The organism is Limnobacter humi, from assembly GCF_024518835.1.
Taxonomy (GTDB): Bacteria; Pseudomonadota; Gammaproteobacteria; order Burkholderiales; family Burkholderiaceae_B; genus Limnobacter; species Limnobacter humi.
In genome coordinates this window covers 294,594-319,247 of sequence record NZ_JANIGO010000002.1, presented here as the reverse complement: position 1 = coordinate 319,247, position 24,654 = coordinate 294,594, and the positions used below count along the sequence as shown (strand labels likewise).

Annotated in this window: 25 protein-coding genes and 2 tRNA genes; 12 read left to right on the top strand and 15 right to left on the bottom strand. The window is 54.1% G+C overall.

The window, feature by feature from the left end; translation table 11 throughout:
• Positions 1–124: 124 nt before the first annotated feature.
• Positions 125–685 (bottom strand): phasin family protein, encoded by a 561-nt coding sequence (locus NQT62_RS06535; protein WP_306173602.1) that lies wholly within the window; start codon positions 683–685, stop codon positions 125–127.
• Positions 686–868: 183 nt separating this feature from the next.
• Here NQT62_RS06535 and NQT62_RS06530 point away from each other — a divergent pair, with 183 nt between their 5' ends.
• Both NQT62_RS06530 and NQT62_RS06525 read left to right on the top strand, forming a co-directional pair.
• A complete protein-coding gene (locus NQT62_RS06530; protein WP_256763844.1) occupies positions 869–1,819 on the top strand; it encodes a histone deacetylase family protein in 951 nt (316 codons plus the stop codon).
• A 95-nt stretch (positions 1,820–1,914) separates the two neighbouring features.
• Complete coding sequence (locus NQT62_RS06525; protein WP_256763843.1) at positions 1,915–2,781, top strand: serine hydrolase; 867 nt, start codon at positions 1,915–1,917, stop codon at positions 2,779–2,781.
• Between the two features lie 16 nt (positions 2,782–2,797).
• On the opposite strand, the gene NQT62_RS06520 is transcribed toward NQT62_RS06525, so the two are convergent.
• A complete protein-coding gene (locus NQT62_RS06520) occupies positions 2,798–3,610 on the bottom strand; it encodes an IclR family transcriptional regulator (protein ID WP_256763842.1) in 813 nt (270 codons plus the stop codon).
• Between the two features lie 133 nt (positions 3,611–3,743).
• Between NQT62_RS06520 and NQT62_RS06515 the strand changes: the two genes are divergently transcribed.
• Positions 3,744–4,505 carry a (Fe-S)-binding protein gene (locus NQT62_RS06515; RefSeq protein ID WP_256763841.1) on the top strand — a complete coding sequence of 254 codons (762 nt, stop codon included), beginning with the start codon at positions 3,744–3,746 and terminating at the stop codon, positions 4,503–4,505.
• A gap of 1 nt (position 4,506) precedes the next feature.
• On the top strand, positions 4,507–5,913 hold the full coding sequence (locus NQT62_RS06510) for a LutB/LldF family L-lactate oxidation iron-sulfur protein (protein WP_256763840.1): 1,407 nt from the start codon (positions 4,507–4,509) through the stop codon (positions 5,911–5,913).
• Here NQT62_RS06510 and NQT62_RS06505 read toward each other — a convergent pair whose 3' ends face one another.
• Genes NQT62_RS06505 through NQT62_RS06490 form a run of 4 tightly spaced genes read right to left on the bottom strand, consistent with a single transcriptional unit; the run spans position 5,914 to position 9,070 of the window.
• Positions 5,914–6,960, bottom strand: a complete 1,047-nt coding sequence (locus NQT62_RS06505; protein WP_256763839.1) for a quinone-dependent dihydroorotate dehydrogenase — start codon at positions 6,958–6,960, stop codon at positions 5,914–5,916.
• A 59-nt stretch (positions 6,961–7,019) separates the two neighbouring features.
• Positions 7,020–7,760 carry an arginyltransferase gene (locus NQT62_RS06500; RefSeq protein WP_256763838.1) on the bottom strand — a complete coding sequence of 247 codons (741 nt, stop codon included), beginning with the start codon at positions 7,758–7,760 and terminating at the stop codon, positions 7,020–7,022.
• Complete coding sequence (gene aat / locus NQT62_RS06495) at positions 7,747–8,478, bottom strand: leucyl/phenylalanyl-tRNA--protein transferase (RefSeq protein WP_256763837.1); 732 nt, start codon at positions 8,476–8,478, stop codon at positions 7,747–7,749. The genes NQT62_RS06500 and aat overlap by 14 nt, the downstream gene beginning before the upstream one ends.
• A 28-nt stretch (positions 8,479–8,506) precedes the next feature.
• A complete protein-coding gene (locus NQT62_RS06490) occupies positions 8,507–9,070 on the bottom strand; it encodes an NUDIX hydrolase (protein WP_256763836.1) in 564 nt (187 codons plus the stop codon).
• 196 nt (positions 9,071–9,266) lie between these two features.
• On the opposite strand from NQT62_RS06490, the gene NQT62_RS06485 reads away from it, so the two are divergent.
• The 3 genes from NQT62_RS06485 to NQT62_RS06475 all read left to right on the top strand — a co-directional run bounded on the left by NQT62_RS06485 (position 9,267) and on the right by NQT62_RS06475 (position 10,387).
• A tRNA-Ala gene (locus tag NQT62_RS06485) sits at positions 9,267–9,342 on the top strand.
• A gap of 17 nt (positions 9,343–9,359) precedes the next feature.
• Positions 9,360–9,435: transfer RNA gene (locus NQT62_RS06480), tRNA-Glu, on the top strand.
• 112 nt (positions 9,436–9,547) lie between these two features.
• The gene (locus NQT62_RS06475) at positions 9,548–10,387 is read left to right on the top strand and encodes a sulfurtransferase (protein WP_256763835.1); all 840 of its coding nucleotides are present in this window, start codon (positions 9,548–9,550) and stop codon (positions 10,385–10,387) included.
• A gap of 70 nt (positions 10,388–10,457) precedes the next feature.
• Here the strand turns inward: NQT62_RS06475 and NQT62_RS06470 are convergent, their stop codons facing one another.
• A complete protein-coding gene (locus tag NQT62_RS06470; RefSeq protein ID WP_256763834.1) occupies positions 10,458–11,942 on the bottom strand; it encodes an OmpP1/FadL family transporter in 1,485 nt (494 codons plus the stop codon).
• 137 nt (positions 11,943–12,079) lie between these two features.
• A complete protein-coding gene (locus NQT62_RS06465; protein ID WP_306173575.1) occupies positions 12,080–12,892 on the bottom strand; it encodes a crotonase/enoyl-CoA hydratase family protein in 813 nt (270 codons plus the stop codon).
• Here NQT62_RS06465 and NQT62_RS06460 point away from each other — a divergent pair.
• Positions 12,891–14,258, top strand: coding sequence for a PcfJ domain-containing protein (locus tag NQT62_RS06460; protein ID WP_256763833.1), 1,368 nt, complete (start codon positions 12,891–12,893; stop codon positions 14,256–14,258). The genes NQT62_RS06465 and NQT62_RS06460 overlap by 2 nt on opposite strands.
• Positions 14,259–14,275: 17 nt before the next feature.
• Here the strand turns inward: NQT62_RS06460 and NQT62_RS06455 are convergent, their stop codons facing one another.
• The 4 genes from NQT62_RS06455 to yjgA are packed head-to-tail and all read right to left on the bottom strand — an operon-like array spanning position 14,276 to position 16,543.
• Positions 14,276–14,671 (bottom strand): DUF3717 domain-containing protein, encoded by a 396-nt coding sequence (locus tag NQT62_RS06455; RefSeq protein WP_256763832.1) that lies wholly within the window; start codon positions 14,669–14,671, stop codon positions 14,276–14,278.
• A 22-nt stretch (positions 14,672–14,693) separates the two neighbouring features.
• The gene (locus NQT62_RS06450; protein WP_256763831.1) at positions 14,694–15,368 is read right to left on the bottom strand and encodes an alpha/beta hydrolase; all 675 of its coding nucleotides are present in this window, start codon (positions 15,366–15,368) and stop codon (positions 14,694–14,696) included.
• 27 nt (positions 15,369–15,395) lie between these two features.
• A complete protein-coding gene (gene mog, locus NQT62_RS06445) occupies positions 15,396–15,983 on the bottom strand; it encodes a molybdopterin adenylyltransferase (protein ID WP_256763830.1) in 588 nt (195 codons plus the stop codon).
• Positions 15,980–16,543, bottom strand: coding sequence for a ribosome biogenesis factor YjgA (gene yjgA, locus NQT62_RS06440; protein WP_256763829.1), 564 nt, complete (start codon positions 16,541–16,543; stop codon positions 15,980–15,982). The genes mog and yjgA overlap by 4 nt, the downstream gene beginning before the upstream one ends.
• 45 nt (positions 16,544–16,588) lie before the next feature.
• On the opposite strand from yjgA, the gene pmbA reads away from it, so the two are divergent.
• From pmbA to NQT62_RS06420, 4 genes are all read left to right on the top strand, one after another.
• Positions 16,589–17,941: a metalloprotease PmbA gene (gene pmbA / locus NQT62_RS06435; RefSeq protein ID WP_256763828.1), complete on the top strand. Its 1,353-nt coding sequence runs from the start codon at positions 16,589–16,591 to the stop codon at positions 17,939–17,941.
• Positions 17,942–17,958: 17 nt separating this feature from the next.
• Positions 17,959–19,044, top strand: coding sequence for a TRAP transporter substrate-binding protein (locus NQT62_RS06430; protein WP_256763827.1), 1,086 nt, complete (start codon positions 17,959–17,961; stop codon positions 19,042–19,044).
• A gap of 222 nt (positions 19,045–19,266) precedes the next feature.
• Positions 19,267–19,935, top strand: a complete 669-nt coding sequence (locus tag NQT62_RS06425) for a response regulator transcription factor (protein ID WP_256763825.1) — start codon at positions 19,267–19,269, stop codon at positions 19,933–19,935.
• A gap of 14 nt (positions 19,936–19,949) precedes the next feature.
• Positions 19,950–21,119: a sensor histidine kinase gene (locus tag NQT62_RS06420; RefSeq protein WP_256763824.1), complete on the top strand. Its 1,170-nt coding sequence runs from the start codon at positions 19,950–19,952 to the stop codon at positions 21,117–21,119.
• On the opposite strand, the gene NQT62_RS06415 is transcribed toward NQT62_RS06420, so the two are convergent.
• Genes NQT62_RS06415 through argH form a run of 3 tightly spaced genes read right to left on the bottom strand, consistent with a single transcriptional unit; the run spans position 21,074 to position 24,556 of the window.
• Positions 21,074–22,504: a TRAP transporter large permease gene (locus tag NQT62_RS06415; RefSeq protein WP_256763823.1), complete on the bottom strand. Its 1,431-nt coding sequence runs from the start codon at positions 22,502–22,504 to the stop codon at positions 21,074–21,076. The two genes, NQT62_RS06420 and NQT62_RS06415, sit on opposite strands and share 46 nt — an antisense overlap.
• Positions 22,505–22,510: 6 nt before the next feature.
• The gene (locus NQT62_RS06410) at positions 22,511–23,104 is read right to left on the bottom strand and encodes a TRAP transporter small permease subunit (RefSeq protein ID WP_256763821.1); all 594 of its coding nucleotides are present in this window, start codon (positions 23,102–23,104) and stop codon (positions 22,511–22,513) included.
• A 27-nt stretch (positions 23,105–23,131) separates the two neighbouring features.
• Positions 23,132–24,556: an argininosuccinate lyase gene (argH, locus tag NQT62_RS06405; protein ID WP_256763820.1), complete on the bottom strand. Its 1,425-nt coding sequence runs from the start codon at positions 24,554–24,556 to the stop codon at positions 23,132–23,134.
• Between the last annotated feature and the right edge of the window lie 98 nt (positions 24,557–24,654).

Genomic DNA, 24,654 nt, shown 5'->3' with positions numbered 1-24,654 from the left:
GATGGGATGGGCTTAGCCATGAAGCTTTTCGATTCACGACCGAATCGTTCCAGGAGGGAACGAGGAGACAAACACATCAGGCAAACCCGAGACTCTGAACGGGCCTGCCCATACCACATCAAACTTAAGCGGCTTTGCGGCCTTTGGCTGTGCTGGCGGCTGCAGTGGCAGCTTTCAGTGTAGCCTTGGAAGCAGCTTCCACATTGGCTTCAGCCATTTCAACGGCCTGCTTGGTCGCCTTGCTAACGCTGTCGTAAGCGCTGTTGGCTGCAGTGATGGCTGATTTCACCAAAGCAATGGCGCCTTCGGAACCAGCCGGTGCATTTTTGGAGGCCGCTTCGAACAGCTCAACAAATTTTTTGTTGCCCTCATTGACCTGTTCTTCAACCAGCTGTGCAGCTTCGGAAGCGATGCCAGATGCCAGGGTGTATACGTTCTTGCCGTATGCAACAGCCTTTTCGGACAAGGGTTGTGCAACCGCGGAGGATACCGCGACAAAATCCTGAACGTCCTTGGCGGCGCTCAATGCCTTGATGGCCTCTACACCATCTTCAAGGGCGATTTTCACGGTGTTGAGGTTCAGCTCAACAGCTTTTTCTACATGGGCGAACGACTTCAAGCTCAAGCCCAGCAGCTTGTCCAGATTGGCTTTCTGAACTTCAACGATCTGTTCGGGTGTCAACATCATTCTTTGCTCCATCGAGTTGGGTACCGCTAACGTTATGATTGATCGGTGACTGTTCTGATCACCTTTGATTTCGACACCGTATGATGCGGTGCACAAAACAAAGTCTACCAAAATAAAAATAGATGTCAACAAAAAAATGGTGCGTTGCAATAATTCGACTTCCTTCTGCGCGATTTTTCAATGATTGAAGCGTTTTACACCGATGAGTTTGTATTGCCGCTGCCACAGGGGCATCGCTTTCCCATGCAGAAATATCGAATGCTCCGGGATAAGGTATCGGAATATAAGGATTTAATTGCCTTGAAAAAGCCAGGCCCAGCAACGCCGGGTCAGTTGGCATTGGCTCATTCTCCGCAATACATCGATCGGGTATTGAATGGTTTATTGACTCCTGCTGAACAAAAGGCGATTGGTTTTCCATGGTCGCCTGCCATGGTTGAACGGTCATTGCGTTCGGTGGGGGCCAGCATTGAAGCATTTCGAAGTGCGTTGCAGCATGGTGCTGCCGTCAATTTGGCGGGTGGCACCCACCATGCAAAACACGGGGAGGGGGCCGGTTTTTGTGTATTCAACGACATTGTGGTGGCCGCACGGGTTGTTCAGACCGATGCCATCCAACGCATGTCGAACCGTCGGCTGAATGTGCTGGTGGTTGATTTGGATGTCCATCAAGGCGACGGCACGGCTGCATTGTGCCGAAATGACCCGTCCATCTTCACCTTTTCAATGCATGGCCTGGGCAACTTTCCATTTATAAAAGAGGAAAGCGACATTGACATCGCGTTGCCGGATGGCGCCACAGATGATGCCTATCTTTCACAGTTAAACTACGGGCTTTCTCAATCTGGGCGAGCATTTCAAGCCGATGCATTGGTGTATGTGGCCGGTTTGGATGCCCATGTGGCTGACCGTTTGGGGCGTTTGTCTCTTACAGATGACGGAATTCGCGAACGCGATTTGCTGGTGTTGGCCCATGCCCAAAAGCTGGGTATCCCGGTGATGGCTGTGATGGCCGGTGGGTATTTTCCAGACCTGGAGCACCTGACGGACTTGCAATGCGACACCGTATTGCGATTGGCCGAAACAGCAAAATTTCATGCAAATCGTGATGTTATCGGCACAAGCTATTGAGAATTAAGGCCAATTATCCTGAAAAGATGTTGGCGAACCACGAAATAGTGCGTACACTAAGAACCATAACTCCAATAAAAGGACTTGCCTCCTACATGAAGACGTTGTTTGTTGTTCGGGCCACCTTGTTGGCCACATCCCTGATTCTGGGCGTTGTTTCACCAGCCCTCGCTGGTTCTACCCACGGTTCCAAGGCTGGATTGGACAGGGCCTACGACCCACTGGCACTCCACAGCAACGTTGCTTTGGTGGCCGATGCAGATTCTCATGAAGTGCTGTATGCCAAAAATCCGCATGCCGTGTTGCCCATCGCGTCCATCACCAAGTTGATGACCGTGATGGTTAACCTCGAAGCCAATCTGGATCTAGATGAAGTCATTGAGATCACCAATGATGACATTGACACCTACAAGAACACCCATTCCAGACTAAAACCGGGCAGTGAATTCACGCGCCGCGAATTGATGCACATGGCGTTGATGGCCTCTGAAAATCGCGCTGCATCCGCATTGGGGCGTAGTTACCCCGGTGGTGTGGCAGCGTGCGTTGCCCAAATGAACAAGCGTGCCAAACAGCTCGGTATGTTGAGCACCAGCTATGAGGAAACCACGGGCTTGTCGGTGAATAATCGCTCCAGCGCCAGCGACCTGGCTCGCCTGGTCATGGCTGCTCGCCGGTTTGAACTGATCCGGGAGTTTTCAACAGATCCGGGTGCAGCGGTCGAATCGGTTCAGGGCAAACGTTTGAATTTTCACAACACCAACCGTTTGGTGCGAAAAGGGGACTGGGACATCGTGTTGCAAAAAACTGGCTTCATTAATGAAGCGGGACGCTGCATGGTGATGCAGGCCAAAGTGGGCGAACGCAACCTGGTCATTGTGCTGCTTGATGCCATCGGTTCAGCCGGCCGTTTCGCCGATGCGGAGCGGATTCGAAAATTCGTGACAACGCGTTTTAACTAGGCAGCTTCCTGGCAAATCAGCGCGATCGGTTGGTCGTTCCAACCGACACCAATGCGCTGATCCTTCCTTGCCAGCCCAGTGATGCGCTAATGCGCTGCGCAGTGTACTGCAACTCCCTGAGCCACTCTTCTTGAATACGGTCTGCGGGCGCTGAAATCGACAGCCCGGCAATCAGCTTTGATGAGTCGTCGTATATACCAGCGGCCATGCAGCGCACACCCATTTCCAGCTCCTCATTGTCGCGGGCAAAACCCTCGGCACGGACCAGGTTCAATTCTTTTTCCAGGGCTTCTGCGCTGGTAATGCTGTTGATGGTTGTTCCTCTCAAAGCGGTGCGCTCCGCATACGCCTTCAGGCTTTCTGGTGTATCCGTGGCCAGGAAAAGTTTCCCGGTGGAGGTGAGGTGTAATGGAGCACGCCCGCCGATGGCTCGAACCACTTGCATGCCAGACCGTTCGCTGTACGCGCGATCGACATAAACAATTTCATCGCCTTGGCGGACGGACAGGTTCACAGTTTGCCCCGTCATCCGGTGCAGTTTGCGCATCAGGTCCATGGCGGCCTCTCGGACGTTCAGGCGTGCTTTCACCAGGTTGCCCAATTCCAGCAAGCGCATGCCAAGGCGATACAGGCCAGGATCGGTGCGGTCAACCAACCGGCAGGCGACCAAATCATTCAGAATGCGGTGTGCTGTGGACGGGTGAAGCTTGGTCTCCCGGGCAAGGTCTTTGAGTGCGACCGGGTCAGGATGACCAGCCAAGGCATCCAGCAATTGCATCATGCGTTCAATGACCTGAATGCTGGTTCGTCCAATCGGTTCTTCGTTCATGTGGCGCAAAGTCTTTTCACAAGGTGAGAAGTGTACGGCATTCACAATCGCTCGTCATCCGTTATGGTTATTCCTACTGGTTAGGCCATTCGGGGCTGAATACACTGCTTCGTGATTTCATCAAGGGGATACCGTGAGGGTTGGACTGTTTGTAACCTGCTTGGTGGACGCCATGCGCCCATCGATTGGATTTGCAACGCTGGAGTTGTTGGAAAATGCCGGCTGCGAGGTGGTGGTGCCGGAAGGGCAAACCTGTTGTGGTCAGCCTGCATGGAATTCTGGCGATGCGCCCGCTACTCGAGCCCTGGCCCTGAAATGGCTCAAAGAGTTTGATCAGTTTGACCACGTGGTGGCGCCATCGGGTTCCTGTGTGGGCATGACCAAAATCCACTATCTGGATGTTTTCAAAAACGATCCGGAAATCAAACAACTGGCTGCATCGGTGGCTGCAAAAACCCATGAACTCACCGATTTTTTGGTAAATGTGTTGCATGTGCAGTCTGATGCATTGGCACAGCATGCACCAGTGCAAACGGTGACTTATCACGACTGTTGCAGTGGTCTTCGGGAACTCGGCGTCAGGGACCAGCCCCGCCAATTGATGGCCATGCAGGGTGCAACCCAATTGTGCGAAATGCGAGACAGCCGCCAGTGCTGCGGCTTTGGGGGCACTTTTGCTGTGAAATACGGCGAAGTGTCGGCGGCCATTTGTGATGACAAATGCGAACAGATCAAGGATTCTCAAGCACAAGCGGTTGTGCTGGGCGACTTGGGTTGTATGTTGAATATTCAAGGTCGCATGGAGCGCCGTGGCGAGCAGATTCAGGTCTTGCATATTGCGGAGTTATTGACGGGCCGCAAGGCTGGCCAATTGAACGCAGATCAAGGGGCGTAGCATGCAGGTTCAGAGCGTATTTTTTCAGCAGAAAGCCCGTGAAAAGTTGGGCGATTCCAACCTTCAGCGCAGCCTCGGTCGCCTGGCCAACAAGTTCGTGTCTGCGCGGGCCAACGTGATTCTCGAAATTGAGGATTTTGAAGGCACTCGAAATGCAGCGGTGGATATTCGCAACCGTGCCGTGAAAAGCCTGGACGTCTGGCTTGAACAGTTTGAATCGAAGGCCAAAGCCAGCGGTGCAACGGTGTTGTACGCCGCCACCCCAGAGGAGGCCCGTGAGCTGGTGCTGAAGATCGCTCGCAAACATGCCGTGAAGACAGTGGTGAAATCCAAGTCCATGGTGACCGAGGAAATTGCACTGAACAAAGCGCTGGACAAGGCAGGCATTCAGGTTCGTGAGACCGATCTGGGTGAGTACATTCTGCAGATCAACAACAATGAGCCGCCGTCCCACATCATTGCGCCTGTGGTTCACAAAAACAAGGAAGAAATTTCCGAATTGTTTTCAAAGGTGCACGGCACCCCGGCCAAAACTGACATCGAAGAAATTACCCATGAAGCACGGGATATATTGCGCCCTCAGTTTCTGCAGGCAGACATGGGAATTTCGGGGGGCAATTTCGTCATTGCCGAGACTGGCTCGGTGGCCCTGGTGACCAATGAAGGCAATGAGGGCATGTGCACTGTCAATCCCAAGGTGCATGTGGCCATTACCGGTATCGAGAAAGTGGTGCCGACACTGGAAGACTTTGCGACCTTGTTGCGTTTATTGCCCCGATCAGCCACCGGTCAGAGCATTTCCAACTATGTCTCGCTGCTGACCGGGCCCAAGCGCTCTGGCGACCTCGATGGCCCCGATCACATGTACTTCGTGTTGGTGGACGGCGGTCGGAGCGGTCTGCTGGGTGGCGAGTTTGAGGAAATGTTGCGCTGTATTCGCTGCGGTGCCTGTATGAACCATTGTCCCGTCTACCAAAAAATAGGCGGACATGCCTATGGCTGGGTTTACCCGGGGCCCATGGGCTCGGTGCTCACCCCCAGCTATGTGGGGCTCGACAATGCACCAGACTTGCCGCAGGCTGCCACGTTGTGTGGCGAGTGCCACGTGGTGTGTCCCGTCAAAATTCCTCTGCCCGAACTGCTTCGCAAGCTGCGAGAGCAGCAGGTGGAGCGGGGCTTGCGCCCCTGGAAAGAGCGCGTTGGGCTCACGCTGTGGGCCTGGGTGGCGAAGTATCCGGCGGTGTATCGCTTGGCGACACGTTTGGGTGTTGCTGTGCTGGCTTGGATGGGCAAGCGCACAGGCAGCATTCAGACCCTGCCATTGGCATCGGGTTGGACCAAAGGGCGGAATTTCCCAGCGCCCGATGGGCAAACCTTTCACGCCCTGTACAAGGCCCGCAAGCGCTGATCAGCGTTTTTGAACAACGCCTTTGCAATTGGCAGCAATGGTGGCCGCACACTCGGTCACCAGTTCTGGGCCTTGGTAAATCAAGCCGGTATAAATTTGCACCAGCTTTGCACCCGCCCGAATTTTTTCCACCGCATGCACGCCGTTGGAGATGCCGCCCACACCAATGATGGGTATGGCCTCGCCCAAGCTGGCATACAGGCGCTTGATGACCATGGTGGATTTTTCCAGCACAGGTGTGCCGCTCAGTCCACCTTGTTCATTGCCGTGGGGCAGGTGAGCCACTGCAGTTTTGTCGATGGTGGTGTTGGTGGCAATCACGCCATCAAACCGATAATGCGTTAAGCGCTGGGCGATTGCGTCAATTTGTTCTTCATCCAAATCAGGCGCAATCTTCAAAGCCATGGGTTTGTATTGTCCGTGTTCCTCAGCCAACTGCAGCTGGCGTGCCTTGAGCGTGGCCAGCAATTGGTCCAAGCTGTCACCGCCTTGCAAGTCACGCAGATTTTTGGTGTTGGGCGAGGAAATATTCACTGTGATGTAGGTGGCGTACGGGTACACGGCCTCCAGGGCGCGCAAGTAGTCGCTGGCAGCATCTTCAACTGGTGTCACTGCATTTTTGCCGATATTGATGCCCAACACACCGGGGTATCGGCTCCGTTTCACATTCGCAATCAGGTTGTCCACGCCCTGGTTATTGAACCCCATGCGGTTAATGATGGCATGGGCTTTGGGTAGGCGAAACAGCCGTGGTTGAGGATTGCCGGGCTGGGGCTTGGGTGTGACCGTACCCACCTCAAGAAAACCAAAACCCATCTGGCCCAGTTCATTGATGTAGGCAGCATCTTTGTCCAAACCTGCAGCCAGACCCACCCGATTGGGAAACTCAATGCCCATGACGTTAACAGGATCGGCCACAGCCGATGGCATGAGCATGTTCAGCAAACCCGCCTGGTTGGCGAGTTTTAGTGATCCGAATGTGAGGTGATGCGCCCGTTCAGGGTCAAATTGAAACAGCAACGGACGAACCAGTGAAAAAGGCAGCATGGTGAGTAGATTGAAGGATCAAGCAATGCCGCCATTGTAATGGCGTTTGGTTCGGCTGTTCAGCGCGAAAGGTCGGGCTGTGTCAGTGGCGTCCAGCGGCCATCCTGCAGTATTTCGGCTGCTTTGAAATTGGCTTTGTAGGCCATTTTCTGACTTTCCTCAATCCAGTAGCCCAGGTACACGTAGGGCAGTGCCAAATCACGGCTCTGCTCGATTTGCCACAACACCCCATACACGCCCAGCCCGGCCTTTTCGTCTGGGTCGAAGAAGGTGTACACGGAGGACAATCCGTCGGTGAGGATGTCGATGATGGACACCATTTTCAGTTCGCCGGTCGGGTTGCGAAACTCCACCAGTCTTGAATTGACCCGTGTTTGCAACAGGAACTGCGAATACTGTTCACGGCTGTCTTCATCCATGCCGCCACCTTGGTGGCGTTCGGATTGGTATCGCAAATACAGCGCATAGTGTTCGGCATTGAAGTGCAGGCGCTGAACGCTGGGACGAAGTAATGAAAATGTTTTCAGCGCGCGTTTTTGGCTTCGGTTGGTATCAAAGTGTTGAACATTGATCCGCAACGGCGTGCAGCTTTTGCAGCCATCGCAGTGGGGTTTGTAGGTGAACAATCCACTGCGGCGAAAGCCGACACGAACCAGTTCGCTGTATACATCTGCATTGATAAGGTGGCTAGGTGTGGCCACCTGGGACCTGGCTAGCCGATGTTCCAGATAGCTGCAAGGGTAGGGCGCAGTGGAATAAAACTGCAAGGTCGAAAACGGTAATTCTTTAGGTCGGGTCATTCGTCCACGCGAGTGTGCAGGGTTCCCAATTCAAGGCCGACATGGAAATGGAATGCGCCATTTCTTCTTCAAACACCTTCCGCTCCAACAGCCGTGCACCCAATGACAGGAGGTGATGAGTGGCCTGTTGGCAGTCAATTATGCGCACATTCTGTCGTTTTAGCCAAGATACAAAATATGCAAAAGCCACCTTTGATGCATCCGTTTCCCTGGCAAACATGCTTTCACCGAACACCATTCTGCCAAATGCGACGCAATACAGTCCACCCACCAAGGCGCCGTTATGCCAGTGCTCAATGCTGTGTGCATGGCCCAGCCGGTGCAGGTCCAGATAGGCTTGAATGATATGTTCGGTGATCCAGGTTCCTTGTTGTCCCGCGCGAGGGTGCCCTGCGCAGGCTCGTATGGTGGCTTCGAACGCATGGTTGAGTCTAATTTCACGGGACGGATCAGCCGCTTGCTTTCGTATTGCTTTGAGCAGGGAGCGGTGGAGCTTGAACTCTTCCACGTACAAAACGGCCCTTGGGTTGGTGGACCACCACAGCACGGGTTCACCGGGTGAGTACCATGGGAATATACCGCGTGGATAGCTTTGCAGCAGCCAGTCCACCGTCAAGTGGTCGCTGGCTGCAAGCAGGCCTGCAGGCTCTAAAAGGGCCTGCCCAGTGGTCGGAAAGTCTTTTGGCGAGTCAAGCCAGGGCAGGGTGATGGAGGCCATGCGATTTGAGAGTGGTGATACCCGACAGTCAGGCTTTGAACGAATCCAGGGGCCAGTCCGTGTGGTCATACACATCGCCGGTGTGCAAGGTGAACTGGCCTTGTCGCCGGTCTTCAAAAAACAGCGTCAATGTTTTTGACACGGTTTTAAAGGCCAGTTCATCCCAGGGAATTTCTTCTTCAGCAAACAGTTTGACGTCCAGGCTTTCCACGCCCGCCGAAAATTCTGGAGCGTCCATCTGCGCTCTGAAAAACAGATGGACCTGCTCGGCACGAATCACGTCAAACATGGTGAACAGTGGCCCAAGTGTCGCTTTGGCACCGGCTTCTTCCCAGGTCTCGCGCAACGCGCCTGCATGGGTGGTTTCATTCAGTTCCATAAAACCAGCGGGCAGTGTCCAGAAGCCGTACCGGGGTTCAATGGCCCGCTTGCACAGCAAGACCTTATTGCCAAAGGTCGGGATGGTGCCGACGACGATTTTTGGGTTGACGTAGTGAATTGCACCGCAGGACGGACAGCAGGCCCGTTCCCGATTGTCGCCTTCCGGGACTTGATACAGTAGGGGGCTTGCGCAGCCGCTGCAAAATTTCATGACGCTGATACTTTTGATGAAAAACCCCTTGCAGTGTAACTGACAAATGGGTATAGTTCGGCCTGCTCCGTTTGCTGAGGCAATTCTGGTCTAAACCGAACAACGATGCGGTTTTTCGCCAACTGTTCAGTCAACAAAAACTTGAACAAAGTGTTGACGAAAACAAAAAACTGCTTCATAATTTCGGTCTTCGCTAGGGGGTATAGCTCAGCTGGGAGAGCGCTTGCATGGCATGCAAGAGGTCAGCGGTTCGATCCCGCTTACCTCCACCAAGCGACCAAAGTTTTAGGTCCCCATCGTCTAGAGGCCTAGGACACCGCCCTTTCACGGCGGTAACAGGGGTTCGAATCCCCTTGGGGATGCCAAATACGGCACAACGCCACCTCGATCTAAGATCAGGTGGCGTTTTTGTTTTCCAGGTGCGCTCCAGCCCCTTCAAGGCTAAACTTCCTCAACAAAGTAACTCCATCGATTGCCATGCAAGGTCCATTGATTACACCGGCAGACCTCGACATCCTTCTTCAAATGCGTGACCGGTGTGTGATTTTTGACTGCCGCTTCGAGTTGATGAACCCCAGTGCCGGTCGGCGGGCCTACGCAGCGGGCCATATTCCTGGAGCACATTACCTGAGCCTGGATGATGATCTGTCAGACCATACCCGCCCATTGGCAGGGCGTCACCCCTTACCGACAGCCCATTCATTTGAGCAACTCATGCGACAGCATGGGGTGGATGCTCAAACTCGTCTTGTTGCCTATGACCAAGGTGACCATGCCATGGCTGCGCGATTTTGGTGGTTGGCCCGCTACTTTGGTCATCAGTCCGTACAGGTGCTGAACGGTGGAATTGCCCAGTGGCAGGCGCAGGGTTTTGACCTGGTGTGCGACCCTTCCGAACTCCCGGTGCAACTGGGGCGCTTTAATGCATGTGAGCAGCCAAGGCTGCGAGTGGCCTATGCGGACTTGATTCAACAGCAGGCACTCACGGTCTTGGTGGATGCCAGGGATAAAGCCCGGTATACCGGCGAGGTAGAGCCCATCGACCCTGTGGCAGGCCACATACCCGGTGCCATCAACATGCCGTGGAAGCTTAACTTGAACACGGACGGATGGTTCAAGACTCCCGAGCAACTGCTGCAGGTGTGGGAGCCGGTGATGCCAGATCTTGATCGAGCCGTGGTGTATTGTGGTTCCGGTGTAACGGCCTGTGTCAACCTGCTGGCACTGGCCTGTTTGGGTCATGGTGATATCCCACTGTTTCCGGGCAGTTGGAGTGAATGGTGTCAACGCAACGGTCCTGTCGAAACGTCGATGTGATCCAAGCGAGCCCAATAAAAAAGCAGCCCGAAGGCTGCTTTTGAAAAACGAAACCGGCTGCTGTAATGGCTCAGAATCGCTCGGTAATACCAATGCCAAAGTAGTTCACGTCCAATTGAACAGTGCCTTTGAAGTCGCCGCCGCGCACTTCTGGCGGCGTGATCTGGTTGTTGTTACCAACTGGGGCAGCAGCAAACTTGACCTTCTGGTAAGCCATGTGCAAGGCGGTGTCTCGGCTGATATCGAGCTGGGCACCGATGCTGTAATACTTGCGATCGCTGTCTGGCAGAATCGTAATGCGGTACTGATCGTCCACAACACTATTTTCCGTGGCAAAACCAGTCTTCAGGGTGAGTCGTCGATACAGTTTGTAGTTCAGGCCCATCCGATAGGATTGGGCAGGCTTGAAGTTTTGAGGCACATCTTCTAGCAGGCGGCCATTGCTTTCGCGTACATACCGCAGTTGTGTCACCGAGAAGTCCTGGCGTGTGTATGTGGCCATCAAATCCAGTTTGGGTGTTGCGTGGTGAAACACGCTCAAGCGCAATTCGTCAGGCAGCGTGATGTCCTGCTTGATGCGTTGATAGGGCGCCAAGTCACCGGCGGAGGTGGACAGATCGAGCCCAGCCAAGCCAGATGCCGCGCCCACGAAAATATTGGGATTGGCCAGGTTGTTGCGGAATTGCGTTTGTGCCGCAGTTTCGTTGATGCTGAATACGCCGCGGTTGCTCTCGAACTTGGTTTTGGGTCGATAGGAGAAGCCGACACGCGTATTTTCAGAAGGCTCCCACAGTGCACCCACTTGGGCATTGAACGCCCAACCGAACATGCGCAGCTTGGCGTCGCCTTCCTCGGTCGGTGTTTGCAGCAGCGCGTTGGCCGGCCCAGACAGCGCACCAGCGTTGTTCTGATCCAGCAGGCTTTGTACCGCCTCGCGATAATTCAGTTTCAGCTTGATGGATTGAAAGTATCGTTCATACGATCCGTTAACGCCCAGGGACAGAGTGGGGCTCACCTTGTGACCCACGCCGAGGTTGAGTCGGATTACCTTAAAATCGATGTCACGGCCTTGGTTGCGACCAGGGAAATTGGCGTCGTAATGTACAAGCAAACCATGCGAACCCGACGCGCTGAAACCCATCACGGTTTTCTCACTCAGTGGAATGGCCACGTACAAATTGGGGGCCAGCACGGAGGCATCGTAGCCGTCATTTCGATCAAACACTTGGCCATTTTGGCCTTGCGGTGCACCGGTGGAGGCACCGTCGTTGTTTTGGTTGGAGGTGTAGGGGCTGTCCACAGTAATGAAAGCTGCACCCTGCGTCAGCTCGGCCCGCTTGAATCGCGTTAAAGCAGCCGGGTTGGCAAAAATGACGGATGCATCGCCGCCTTCGGCCGCCTGGCCAGCCTGGGCATTGCCCATGGCGCTGATGCTGGTTACATCGAAAGCCGTTCCGCCCGCTGTGGCAGTGGTGGTCATGAAGGCCAGTGACACACCGGTCACCAAGGTGCGAATGGTAAAGCAGGGCGTGGCGCGCCAGCCAGTTGAATGCATGCTGTGTTGTCTCCAGATGTCGGCTAGATGCGGTTTTTCTCACCTGCTGATGGAATGCAGGGGGCCGCTGTAGGTAAGCCGAAGTGTATCATCAATAGTGGTGAATGTTACCTACTGGTAATGTGCCAACCGCCGAATTATTCGCTTTGCGTAGTCAATGAGCCTCCATGTCGACCGGCACCATCCCGAAAGGCCAGGGCACCTTGCACGGTCTCCCCGGATTGCAGCGTATTCAAACCAAATTCGAATTCCTCGGCCAAGGCCGTTTGCTCGCCAAAAGCCCATTGATTGAGCACGCTCTGGCGATCATTGCGCATGCAGGTCTGTGGATGGTCACACAGTTGTTTGGCAAGTTCTGTGGCCGCACCGACTGCTGCACCCTGCTCAACAAGGCGGTTAACCAAGCCCCAGGCATGCGCTTCTTCGGCCATCACAGGCCTGCCCGTCAGAATCATGTCCATGGCGCGGCTCTGCCCAATCAATCGGGGCAGGCGAACAGTGCCACCGTCAATCAATGGCACACCGAACCGCCGGCAGAACACGCCGAATACCGCACTGTTGTCGGCCACACGCAAGTCACACCAGGCCGCCAGTTCCAGTCCTCCTGCAACGCAGTATCCGCTCACCGCAGCAATCACTGGCTTGCCAAGCTGCAGTCGACTGATGCCCATGGGCCCGGCTCCGTGCCGCTCAAGACGATTGACGCGTTCCGGATTGCCCGAAGCCACGGCTGACAAATCAGCGCCTGCGCAGAAATGCCCTCCTGTTCCGGTCAGTATGGCCACTTTGGCAGTGGGGTCGCTGTCGAATGTATTGAATGCCAACTCCAAGGCATCTGCCGTGGGGCGGTCTACACAATTTCGCACCTCGGGTCGCTGAATTGAAATCAGCCAGATTTGGCCTTGATGTAGTATTTCATTGTGAACGGGTTCTTTGCCCTGGTTTGTCATGATGCAGCCCTTGAGTTTGAATGATTGTTTGACCACACGGCACAGCATACAACGAGTGTGCTCTGCGAAATTGCCCTTGCGTTTGGTCAATACACATTCTGGTCTACAGCTGGAATGGGCCGGCATTGCACGCGTTCGTCTAATGGAAAGCTTGCCAGTCTGTTTAAATCTTGAGCAGGCCCATCGCTTGCTTTTGGGTCTTCAGTCTTCCCCATGGAAAGCACCGCCCAGTTATCCCAAACGCCGTATTTGGGCCGAACAGGCGGTTGATTTGCCGCTTGCCCAAATGACGCTGACTGACTTTCAGCGGGCATGGTTCAAAGCTGTTCGCGAGCGCTATGGTAAATCCACGGTCTCGTTGCTGTTGAGGATCCGCCCGCGGGGTGCAACCTTGCTTGATTTGCTTCGGGTTCGGGCTCATCGAATGATCCTGTCCCGGCGACTGTCGGAGGCTCCGGTGTTGGCACCCCTGCTGGCGCAGGACCCCGGCATGTGGCCCTCGCTTGACAACTGGAAACTGGTCAAATCCCGCCTGATGTCCATGGGGCTGAGTGCCCCGGCCTGGCGATGGTTGTGTCACCAGTCGCGAGCCTACGTGGCGCGCTTTGCCTGGAATGAATTGGGTCATCTGGCCTGGGTCAATCTGCATTCTGCCGTGGGGCGTCGAATTCCGGTGTGCTGGGTGGATGCTCAAACCGGCGCACTCCGGGGTTTCGGTGGCTTGCAAACTTGGCTGCGTCGAAATCCGGAGGCATTCAATACTCCACAGGCACTGAATTTGCTGCGCGCGTTGCGATTGGCCTTGGAACGCCGAAATGAATGCCCAGACCGCGGACTTCAGCGAGAGGTCGAGCAGGAAGAATTCCCGCTGATTGCCGACTGGTTGCTGGCCAATCCAGTCTTGGCAAGGCTTGGCGGCCAGAGCATCACCAGGGATTGGACTTATGACACGCTGATGGCCCGGCAATCCCATTGGCACCTGCTCGAACGGCAAATAGACAGTGCACGCGTGAATGTATTTTGGCCGGAAGTGCTGGGCATGGGCGAACTGTCCGATGGTGTGTCTTATGTGGAACTCACCTCGCTCAATGCATTGCTGCTGGAGGCAAAGAAAATGCACCATTGTGTGCCGTCGTACATTGATCGGTGCATGGCTGGGGATGTGTGTTTGTTTCACCTCCACCGTAAAGGCGGCTTGGCAGAGCGGGCCACATTGGAACTGCGCAGAATCGGCCTTGGTCGTTGGCAGGTCAGCCAACTCAAAGGGCCTTGCAACGCTGCTGTTGGCGACGCGCTGTGGGCTGCAGCCCGCATGTTGGCACTGAAAGCCAGTCGCCCTGGGCCCTACGGGCTGTCGATGTGTTAATTCTGCGTTGAAGTAGTTCAGGCGGCTTTGGCCAGTGTGCTCCCGCTGTCCGATGGTGTGCCAGTGGCTCGCTGTGCCTCCTCCATCAGGGTTTGCTGTTCTGGTGTCATCGCTTCAAACGCGTGACAGTGCCGGCTTTCCCAAATCCACTGAGCGTAAACCTCGGCCAATACGGCCGCTTCTTTGCACAGCGTCATACTGTCGCGTGGCGCTGGGTTTTTTGAACGCCACCAGTTAATGGCGTTTTCAAGCTCGGTGATGGTAATGACGCTCGTTCTGCGGTCATTTGTTGATTGGCTGGCCATTGAATTCACCTGAATTGAATCACTCGGGTTGTTCAGTGTACCAAAAAGCTGTGAATATATACAGTATATTTTGTGACCGATCTTGCGGCTTTGATCTATCAAACGCATGGGGTGTATTGGCGTGACCGGTTTAGGCGTGGGTAAAAATGGGTTCAAGAAAACGCGCGATGGCCACAATTTCGTCGCCGCAGACCGAGTGTGCCATTGGGTAGGTTTGCCAGGTCACGTTGTAACCCCTGTCTGTCAGCAGTTGCGCTGCACGCTGGCCTCGTTCAATCACCACCACATCGTCATGCTCGCCATGCGCTGCAAACACAGGCGTGCTTTGGTTGGCCGGGTTGCGTTCAACATCCAGGGTTTGTTCGCAAGGCAGGTACGTGGACAACGCAACAATGCCGCCCAGTGCGACTTCACTGCGCAGTCCAGTTTGGTAGGCGATGGCACCACCTTGAGAAAAGCCGGCCAGTACAATTCGTTCAGAAGACAGCCCGGCTGCACATTGTTCAGCAATCAATTCATCCACCCAGCCTTGGCTTTGACGCACACCCTGCTCATCTTCCTGCCGCTGAAGGTCCACATTTCGAATGTCGTACCAGGCACGCATCATGTATCCACCATTGATGGACACGGGAATCTCCGGTGCATGCGGGAAGATGAATCGGGTGGCAGGTAAACCGAGTTGTTCAAGTTCCTTGACGATGGGTACAAAGTCGTAACCATCGGCGCCCAAGCCGTGCAGCCAAATCACACACTGTTTGGGGGCCGGGCCGGTCTCCACCCGTACGCTATGCAGTGGTCTGTTCATGTACTGTCCTGTGTTACTGGGCTCGGTTTATTTCGGGCGAATGGCCGATTTGGGTCGGAAAGCTTTGACCACAGAGTCCCGGGTTTCCATGTAGGGTCCGCCGATCAGGTCAATGCAATAGGGCACTGCAGCGAAAATTCCCTTCACAATGGACTTTCCGTGCTCATCTTTCAAGCCCTCCAGCGTTTCTGCAATGGCTTTCGGCTGCCCCGGCAAGTTGATGATCAGGCTGTTGCTGCGAATCACCGCCACCTGTCGAGACAGTATGGCGGTGGGCACAAAATGAAGGCTGATCTGGCGCATTTGTTCGCCAAAGCCCGGCATTTCCCTGTGTGCAATGGCCAAGGTGGCTTCTGGCGTCACGTCCCTTTTCGCCGGCCCGGTACCACCGGTGGTGCAGATCAATGCACACTGGTCATCGTCAGCGAGTTTGATCAGCGCGCTTTCAATGTCGGCCTGCTCATCGGGTATCAGTACTTCGACAAATTCAAGCGTATTTTCCAAGGCCTTGCTCAGCCATTCGCGCAGGCTCGGTATGCCCTGGTCTTGATATACCCCTTGAGATGCACGGTCACTGATTGAAACCAAACCGATTTTGACAGTGTCCAGGGTCATTCTTCGTCCTCCATCTCGGCGTCCAGTGAAGCGTCACCCCCCAAGGCTTCCGTGATCATTTTGTAAATGGCCTGAAATAGCTGCCGGTAATTTTTGGGCGGTTTGTTGTTGGCCCGCTCCAGTGCCGCTTGGCGAATCATGGTGTTCAAGTTCAGCTGTGCAGCCTGTGGATACGCTTTGATCAAATCGGCGAGCAGAGCGGGCTCCTGGATCAATCGGTCGCGCCACTGCTCTGCAGCATGCAGATTCAACACCTTCAGTTTTTGCTCAACCGATTCACCATTCACCCAGGCTTGAATGTCGTCGTGATCCTCCTGTCGCATCAGCTTTCCGATGAACTGGAGTTGGCGCTTTTTGGCACCAAAACTGCGGCATTTGTGAAATTCGGCGATGGCTTCCAAGAGCCGCTCGCCAACAGGCGCCTTTTTGACTTTTTCAAACGGCAGTTCGCACAAGGTTTTACCCAGGTCCTGCAATGCCAGCATTTCCCGCTTCACAGCGGATTTGCTGGGGCGATCATCGTCGTCAAACGTGTCGTCATGGTCGTTTTGATGTTTCATGGGCTGTATATTAGCCATTTTTGGCAGCATTGTTTGCGAGAACCCATGGCCTTCAGCTTTAAAACCGAGACTTTTCAGGAATTGACCGAGTACGCACTCCAGAAGGCGAAAAGCCTAGGAGCCACCGATTGTGCAGTCGACATCAGTGAAGGCGTTGGCCAGTCTGTCAGCGTGCGCATGGGCAAAGTAGAAACCATTGAGCACACCCGCGACAAAAGCTTTGGAGTCAGTTTGTTTGTTGGAAAGAAGCGGGGTAATGCATCGTCTTCTGATTTTTCAAAGCCAGCCATCGATGCAACCATCCAGGCAGCGCTAGACATTGCCAAATACACGGCGGCAGATCGTTTTGCAGGCCTTCCCGAGGTTGAGGAATTGTCTCGCCGGCACCGGGATCTTGAGCTTTATTACCCTTGGAAAATTTCCACTGCCAAGGCTGTTGAAAAAGCGCTGGCGATGGAACAAGCGGCGTTCGATGTGTCCCCCAAAATTCGGAATTCCGACGGTGCCAATGTGTCGGTGGAAACAGGTCACTTTTGGGCAGCCAACAGCCGTGGGTTCAAAGGGGGGTATCCTTATTCACGCCATTCACTGTCGGTGTCACCCATCGCCCAGGCGGGCCGTTCAAAAGACAGTCCCATGCAGCGGGATTTCTGGTATTCCTCGGAACGCAATCCAAAGAATCTCGAAAAACCAAAGTCAATCGGCACCATTGCTGCATCCAGGGCGATTGCCCGTTTGGGTTCCAAGCCGCTGACCACTCGCAAATGTCCTGTCATTTTTGAAGCGCCAATTGCATCCAGCCTGATCAGCCATTTTGTGGGCGCCGTGTCGGGCTCATCGCTGTATCGGAAAACCAGCTTTTTATTGAACAGCTTGGGTAAACCCGTTTGGGCACCTCACATCACCCTGAAAGAGGATCCCTTTATTCCGGGGGCACATGGCAGTTCGCCGTTTGATGAAGAAGGGGTCAAGGTAAAACCCCGAACCGTGGTGAAAAAAGGTGTGGTCGAAGGCTATTTTTTGTCCACGTATTCGGCCCGAAAGTTGAAAATGCAATCCACGGGCAATGCCGGTGGCACGCACAACCTGATTCTGAGTTCGTCTCGCACAACGCAGGGTGGTTTGCAGGCGCTGCTCAAACAAATGGGCACAGGGCTCTTGGTCACTGAACTCATGGGGCAGGGGGTCAATGGTGTAACCGGCGATTATTCACGAGGTGTATTTGGTTATTGGGTTGAAAACGGCGTGATCGTTCACCCGGTGGAGGAAGTGACCATCGCAGGTAATCTCAAAGACATGTTGGCCAATGTGGTGGCGATCGCTGACGATGCGCAATGGCGGGGTAGCAAACACAACGGCAGTATCCTCATTGAGTCCATGACGGTTGCCGGTAACTGACTGCGGGAGTAATGGCCATGAAACGCAGAGATTTCTTGTCGTCCGCAGTGGGTGCGGGGGCAGCAGGCAGTGCGTGGATTTCCGGGACAGCGGTTGCCGCATCAACGCCCATGGTGAAGTGGCGCTTGGCATCCAGTTTCCCCAAGAGTCTGGATGCCATCTGGAATGCAGCACCGCAATTGGCGCAGCGTGTCGCCCAATTGACGGATGGGAAGTTCGATATCCGCCCGTTTGCGGCGGGTGAAATCGTTCCGGGCCTGCAAGTGGCCGATGCTGTTCAAAATGCCACGGTCGAAGTTGGGCACACAGCCGGTTATTACTATGTCGGCAAGGATGCGGCGTTTGCATTCGATACAACACTGCCGTTCGGCCTGACCTCACGTCAACAAAATGCCTGGATTTACAGTGGTGGCGGACTACAGTTGATGCGTGAATTTTTCAAGACCTACAACATGACCAGTTTCCCAGGGGGCAATACAGGCACTCAAATGGGGGGGTGGTGGCGCAAGGAACTGAAATCCCTGGCGGATCTGAAGGGTCTGAAAGTGCGCATACCAGGTTTTGGCGGGAAAATCATGGCGGCACTGGGGGCCGTTCCACAGACCATCGCTGGGGGCGATATTTACCCCTCACTGGAAAAAGGCACGATTGACGCTGCAGAGTGGGTCGGGCCGTACGATGACGAGAAGTTGGGTTTTCAAAAGGTGGCCAAATTCTATTACTACCCAGGTTTTTGGGAACCCAGCGCCATGCTCAGTTTTTATGTGAATTTGGACGCTTGGAACAAGTTGCCAAAATCTTATCAAGTCGCATTCGAATTGGCGGCAGCGGAAGTGAATCTGACCATGCAAGCAGCCTACGACGCTAAAAATCCTGCGGCACTCGGACGGCTACTGAAATCGGGCGCACAACTGCGGATTTTCCCCAGAGATCTTCTGGATGCTGCGTACCTGGAGGCTGAAAAGCTGTACGCCGAGGAATGCAAATCCAACCCGCGATTCCGGAAAATATTTGAATCATGGAATAGATTTCGCAGTGACCAGACCAACTGGTTTAGGGTTGCTGAAAATGCCATGGCCACCTACATACCCAGAACGAAGTAACTTTTTGACCCAGATACATAACGCACGTTATAAAAGGCGGCTTTACAGGCCGCCTTTTTTTTATTCCCTGTTTGGAACCAAAGGCTACCCCTTAGTCACCCAACGCAGTGTCGCCCCAACCGGGGTTGTTTGACCTTCTGATGCCTGTCGTAATGATCCCAAGCCCGGTGGAACATCGGGCCATACATTCATGAACGGCATTTGACTTGTAGGGACTGCTCCATGTCAGCTTCTAATCAGCTTCGTGTATTCATCATTGATGATCACCCCATCATCGCCATGGCTTTGCGTGACATCATGAATGCGCGCTATTCCGACCTTGAAGTGAAATTGTTCAGCCGGATTGGCCCGGCGCTGGAACACAGCCGATTTGAGCAACCTGACCTGGTGTTGCTGGACCTTGGTTTGCCAGACATGTCACCAGAGAAAGTTCTGGAAACCGCGTTGGAGACTTTTGATTACAGCCGGACGTTGGTGATTTCTGGCAATGAGGACATTCTGGGCGACATGGCTGACCAATACCCGGAAACCGAATTTGTTTCAAAAGGCATTTCGCAAGACCGTGTGTTGAGTGTTCTGGACAGTATGGTCTTGAAGTTGCGCCGAAACAATTGGACCGAGCACATCAGCCCCAAAAGCCAGCCCAGCAATGGCTTCACGATTGGCCAGCGCATGGCTCGAATCACCGAGCGACAGGTATCGGTCCTGTATCGAATCGCCAAAGGTGAATCCAACCACGAGATTGCACAAAACCTCGGATTGTCTCCCGAAACCGTGAAGACCCATGTGCGAAGCATCTTGGCCCGCCTGAACGCACGCAATCGCCTGGAGGCAGCCATGTTGTACCGTGCGTGGCAGGAACAAAAATCCGACGAGGTGTATTCGGATTGAGAAGCGCACCCAGCATGGCCCGACTTCTGAAAATCAGCGCCTGGATTCAACAAAACCACGACAGTTGTCTGCTGGTGGCCTGGTGCATGTTTCCCCTTAGCCTGGCTTGCACCAGTTTCGAGTTGGCTGCGCGCATGCAATTGGTGGCCTTGGCGGGTATTTCAGGGGCTTTGCTGTATGCAAAGCTGCTTCGAAAACGTGCACTTCGGGTACCCAGCACCGAGAAGTTGTGGTTGCTCGTCTTTTCCTCCTGTATTTCCGGTGTGGTGTTGTCCATGGCATGGCGACAGTGGTCTTTCACCGTGCTTTGCTGGGTGCTGCCACTGGTCATTTGGGCGGTTGGTATGGAGCGTCGTCGTCGGTACCAAATCGCGCGTCAACGTATTCAACACCGGAGGGATCAACAAGCCCGCTGGCGAGAATCGAAAAAAGCGGTGTTGACTGAATGGAAGGCACGGCTGCGTTGGATTGCAGGTGTGCAGCATGACATGCGTCAGCCATTGCATGCGTTGGGTTTGCTGGTTGGGCATCCGGCGCTGGAGTCCCAATTCGCCAAGGGACCAGCCCGACAGGTGGTTAAACAAATGATGAGCTGTCAGCGTTGGTTGCACGAACTGGCTGAAAACATGCTGGAGGCCACTCGACTGGAGTTGGGTGAGCAGCGAGAGAAAAAAATTGAATCAGTGTCCAGCGGGGAGTTGTGCCATTCGATCGAAACCTGGATTTCCCAGTTGGCTGAAAGCAAAGGCTTGCGTTTTTCTGTTCAAGTTCAAGAATTGATGATTTACACCGATGTGCGTCGATTGAAACGAGTGCTGGGAAATTTGGTGTTCAATGCAGTTGAACACACCCACGAAGGGCAGGTAGAACTTCAATATCAGCGGCGAGGGGGTGTTCACCAGTTTTTGGTCATCGACACTGGTCCAGGGTTTGATGAGCGTAGTCTCTTGGGCGTATCGCACGAACGTTCCAGTTTCGGATCGGATTTACCCAAAACTGGCATCGGCCTCTATGTGGTGCGCAAATTGTGTGAGGAGATGAATTGGAATTTGTCAGTCAGCCGACGATTTGAACAGGGGACTGTGTTCGAACTGGAATTGGCGGACAGACTGCCGCCCAAGCAGGAGAGGCCGGATGGTCACTCGCTGAATTTGGGTACAAATTGTGGTTGTCCATCCCAGTAGTTGGTGTCTGGCACATCGACCTGCAGGGGGGCGTTGTCTGTTGGCTTTTCGGCCTGATCACCCACCAAGCTTGGGAATACGTAAATAAGGGTCACCATCAGCAATTGAAGTGCAATAAATGGAATGATGCCTTGGTAAATATCGATCGATCGGATGGACTTTGGCGCAACTGATTTCAAATAAAACAGGGAAAATCCGAACGGCGGGGTCAGGAAAGAGGTTTGAAGATTCATGGCAACCATGACACCAAACCACACAAGGTCGATGTCTAGCTTGGCTGCAATCGGTACCAGCAGTGGCAACACGATGAAAACGATTTCAAAGAAATCCAGAAAGCAACCCAGAACAAACACCAGCAGGTTGACCGCCAGAAGAAAGCCAACTTTGCCACCGGGCAGATTGCCCATCAAGTGCTCCAGCCAGAGGTCGCCTTCAATGGCCCGAAACGACAAGCCAAATACGGTTGAGCCGATTAGCACAAACATCACGAAGCAGGACAGCTTGGTGGTTGAATCGAGGGCTTGTTTCAGTAATGTTTTGTTTAATCGACCCTTGGCGGCTGTTAATCCCGTTGCACCCACAGCACCCATGGCACCACCTTCGGTGGGCGTTGCCAGACCAATATAAATACTGCCCAAGACCAAAAAAATCAGCACCAGTGGTGGCAGCAGCACAAATACCAACGCAGACAGCAGATGTCGCCCCTGTCGGGCGCTGGTCGAAAAGTGGGTGTTGGTTGGCAGGGCGGGCAGGGCGTCTTTGTTGATCAGGGCGATCAAGGCGATATATGCCATGAATAGGCCCACCAGCAGTAGTCCTGGCAGCAGTGCGCCACTGTACATCGCGCCGACCGAGACCCCAAGCTGGTCAGCCAGCACAATCAGGACAAGCGATGGCGGAATGATTTGAGCCAGAGTGCCCGCAGCAGCAATGGTTCCTGTGGCTATCCGTGGGTTGTAACCGTATTTCAGCATCACTGGCAGCGAGATCAGCGCCATGGAAATGACTGAAGCTGCGACCACGCCCGTGGTGGCAGCCAGCAAGGCACCGACCAGAATCACCGCAAAGGCAAGCCCCCCTCGGACACGGCCAAACAACTGGCCCACGGTTTCCAGCAGCTCTTCGGCCATGCCGCTGCGTTCCAGCATGAGCCCCATGAAAGTGAAAAATGGGATGGCCAGCAGCGTATCATTGCTCATGATGCCGAACATTCGGTCTGGCAGGGCCCGCAGCAAGGCTGGGTTCATGAGGCCCTGTTCAATGGCGATGTATCCAAACAGCAAACCGTTGGCTGCAAGTGCAAAAGCCACTGGAAAGCCAGACAACATGAACACCAGCAAGGTGCCAAACATTAGAACCGGTAACCAGTCAGTGGGGATTGCCATGTTCAGTTAGCGTTCCTGTTGGCTGGTTTGGCTGAGGGCGTTCAGGGTGGACTGAACCTCCGCCTCGTTTGCGTTGTATTGAGTACCCATGGCCGGGAGGTACCCGGTCAACATGGCTGCTTTCTTAATCAGCTCGGCGAGCACTTGCAGCCCCAATAGCGAAAAGCCCGCAGGAATCAACAATTTTGCAGGCCAGCGCGGTAAACCACCCGCGTCAGCGGACATTTCTCGAATCCGAAGGGATTCCGCCGCAAATTCCCAGCCGTACATCACCATGAATCCGACCAAGGGGAGCATGAACAACACATAACCCAGGACGTCAATCCACAGTTGGGTTCGAATTGAAAAGCGCTGAGACAGCACATCAATGCGAACGTGCGCATTGTCGGCCAATGTATAGGCTGCTCCGAGTAAAAATACAGCACCAAACAGGTACCACTGGATTTCCAGTAAACCGTTTGAGCTGACGTTGAATACTTTTCGAACCACGGCATTGTAGGCACACACCAGTGTGGTGATCAGAACCAGCCACGCAAGCCAGCTGCCCAAACGTTTGCTGATTCGGTCAATGCATGCTGAAAACGCAAGGAGCTGTTGCATGGTGTTGGCGCAGTCTGGTTTACAAGCTCATAGCTTGAGCCGCAGTCGTGTGGCAGCAACTGCTTGCTTCACCTGCTCAGGCGCTGTGCCGCCGATGTGGTTGCGAGCCTTGAGTGAACCTTCCAAAGTCAGAACACCGAGTAGCTCAGGATTGACCAGCTCGTCGCCATAGCCAAGCTCACCCAGGTGAAGTGCTTCTTGCAATTGCTCCACGGTCAATTGCTCTAGCCCCAATCCGTGTTCGTCGCAATACCGGACTGCGCGGGCCACCGCTTCATGGGCGTCTCGAAACGGCATGCCTTTTTTCACCAGTGCATCGGCCAAATCGGTTGCAGTTGCATAGCCCTCCAGGGTTGCCCGGCGCATGTTATCGGGCTTCACTCGCACTCCGTCGATCATTTCCGCGAAAATGGTGAGTGTGTCTACCACCGTGTCGACAGTGTCGAACAGTGGTTCTTTGTCTTCCTGATTGTCTTTGTTGTAGGCCAGGGGCTGACCTTTCATCAGGGTCAGCAAACCCGACAGGTGGCCATACACACGGCCTGTTTTGCCACGAGCCAGCTCCGGCACGTCCGGGTTTTTTTTCTGCGGCATGATGGACGAACCTGTGCAAAAGCGGTCAGGCAGATCAATAAAACCGAAGCGGGGGCTCATCCAAAGGATGAGTTCCTCGGATAGGCGAGACACGTGCATCATCAGCAGGCTGGCTGCAGCACAAAACTCAATGGCAAAGTCTCGATCGGATACGGAGTCGAGGCTGTTGCGGGTTGGCTCATCAAAGCCCAGCAATTGAGCCGTTCTGTGTCGGTTAATGGGGAACGTGGTTCCAGCCAGGGCAGCTGCACCCAATGGCAGGCGGTTAATGCGTTTGCGGCAATCCTGCATCCGCTCCAAATCGCGTTCAAACATTTCGGCATAAGCCAGCAGGTGGTGACCAAAAGTCACTGGTTGTGCAACCTGTAGGTGCGTGAAGCCGGGCATTACAGTGTCAACATGTCGGTCTGCCACATCCACCAGGCTTTTGATCATGGTTCTGAGCAGCCCTTGGATTCGATCAACCTCATGACGCAGGAACAAGCGAATGTCGGTGGCTACCTGGTCATTTCGGGATCTTCCGGTGTGCAGCCGTTTGCCGGCATCGCCCACAATCTCGGTTAATCGCCGCTCAATGTTGAGGTGAACATCTTCAAGATCCAGTTGCCACTGGAATTCGCCGTCAGCCATTTCCTGCCGAATTTGAGCCATGCCGCGTTCAATCGAGGCCAGGTCTTGCGGAGAAATGACCTTGGCCTCGGCCAGCATCGTGGCATGGGCCAGCGAGCCCTGAATGTCGAACTGCGCCAAGCGTTTGTCGAAAAACACGGAGGCTGTGTACCGTTTTACCAATTCAGACATGGGTTCGTTGAACCGGGCGGACCACGCTTCCTGTTTTTTGGACCATTGGTTGGACATTGGAAATCCTTGTGTGCCTTGAGATAGCGCTAATTATAAAGGCCCATCATGCTAGACTTTCGACAGGCATCCGTTCTTGCCGGGTCCGTGCACACTTT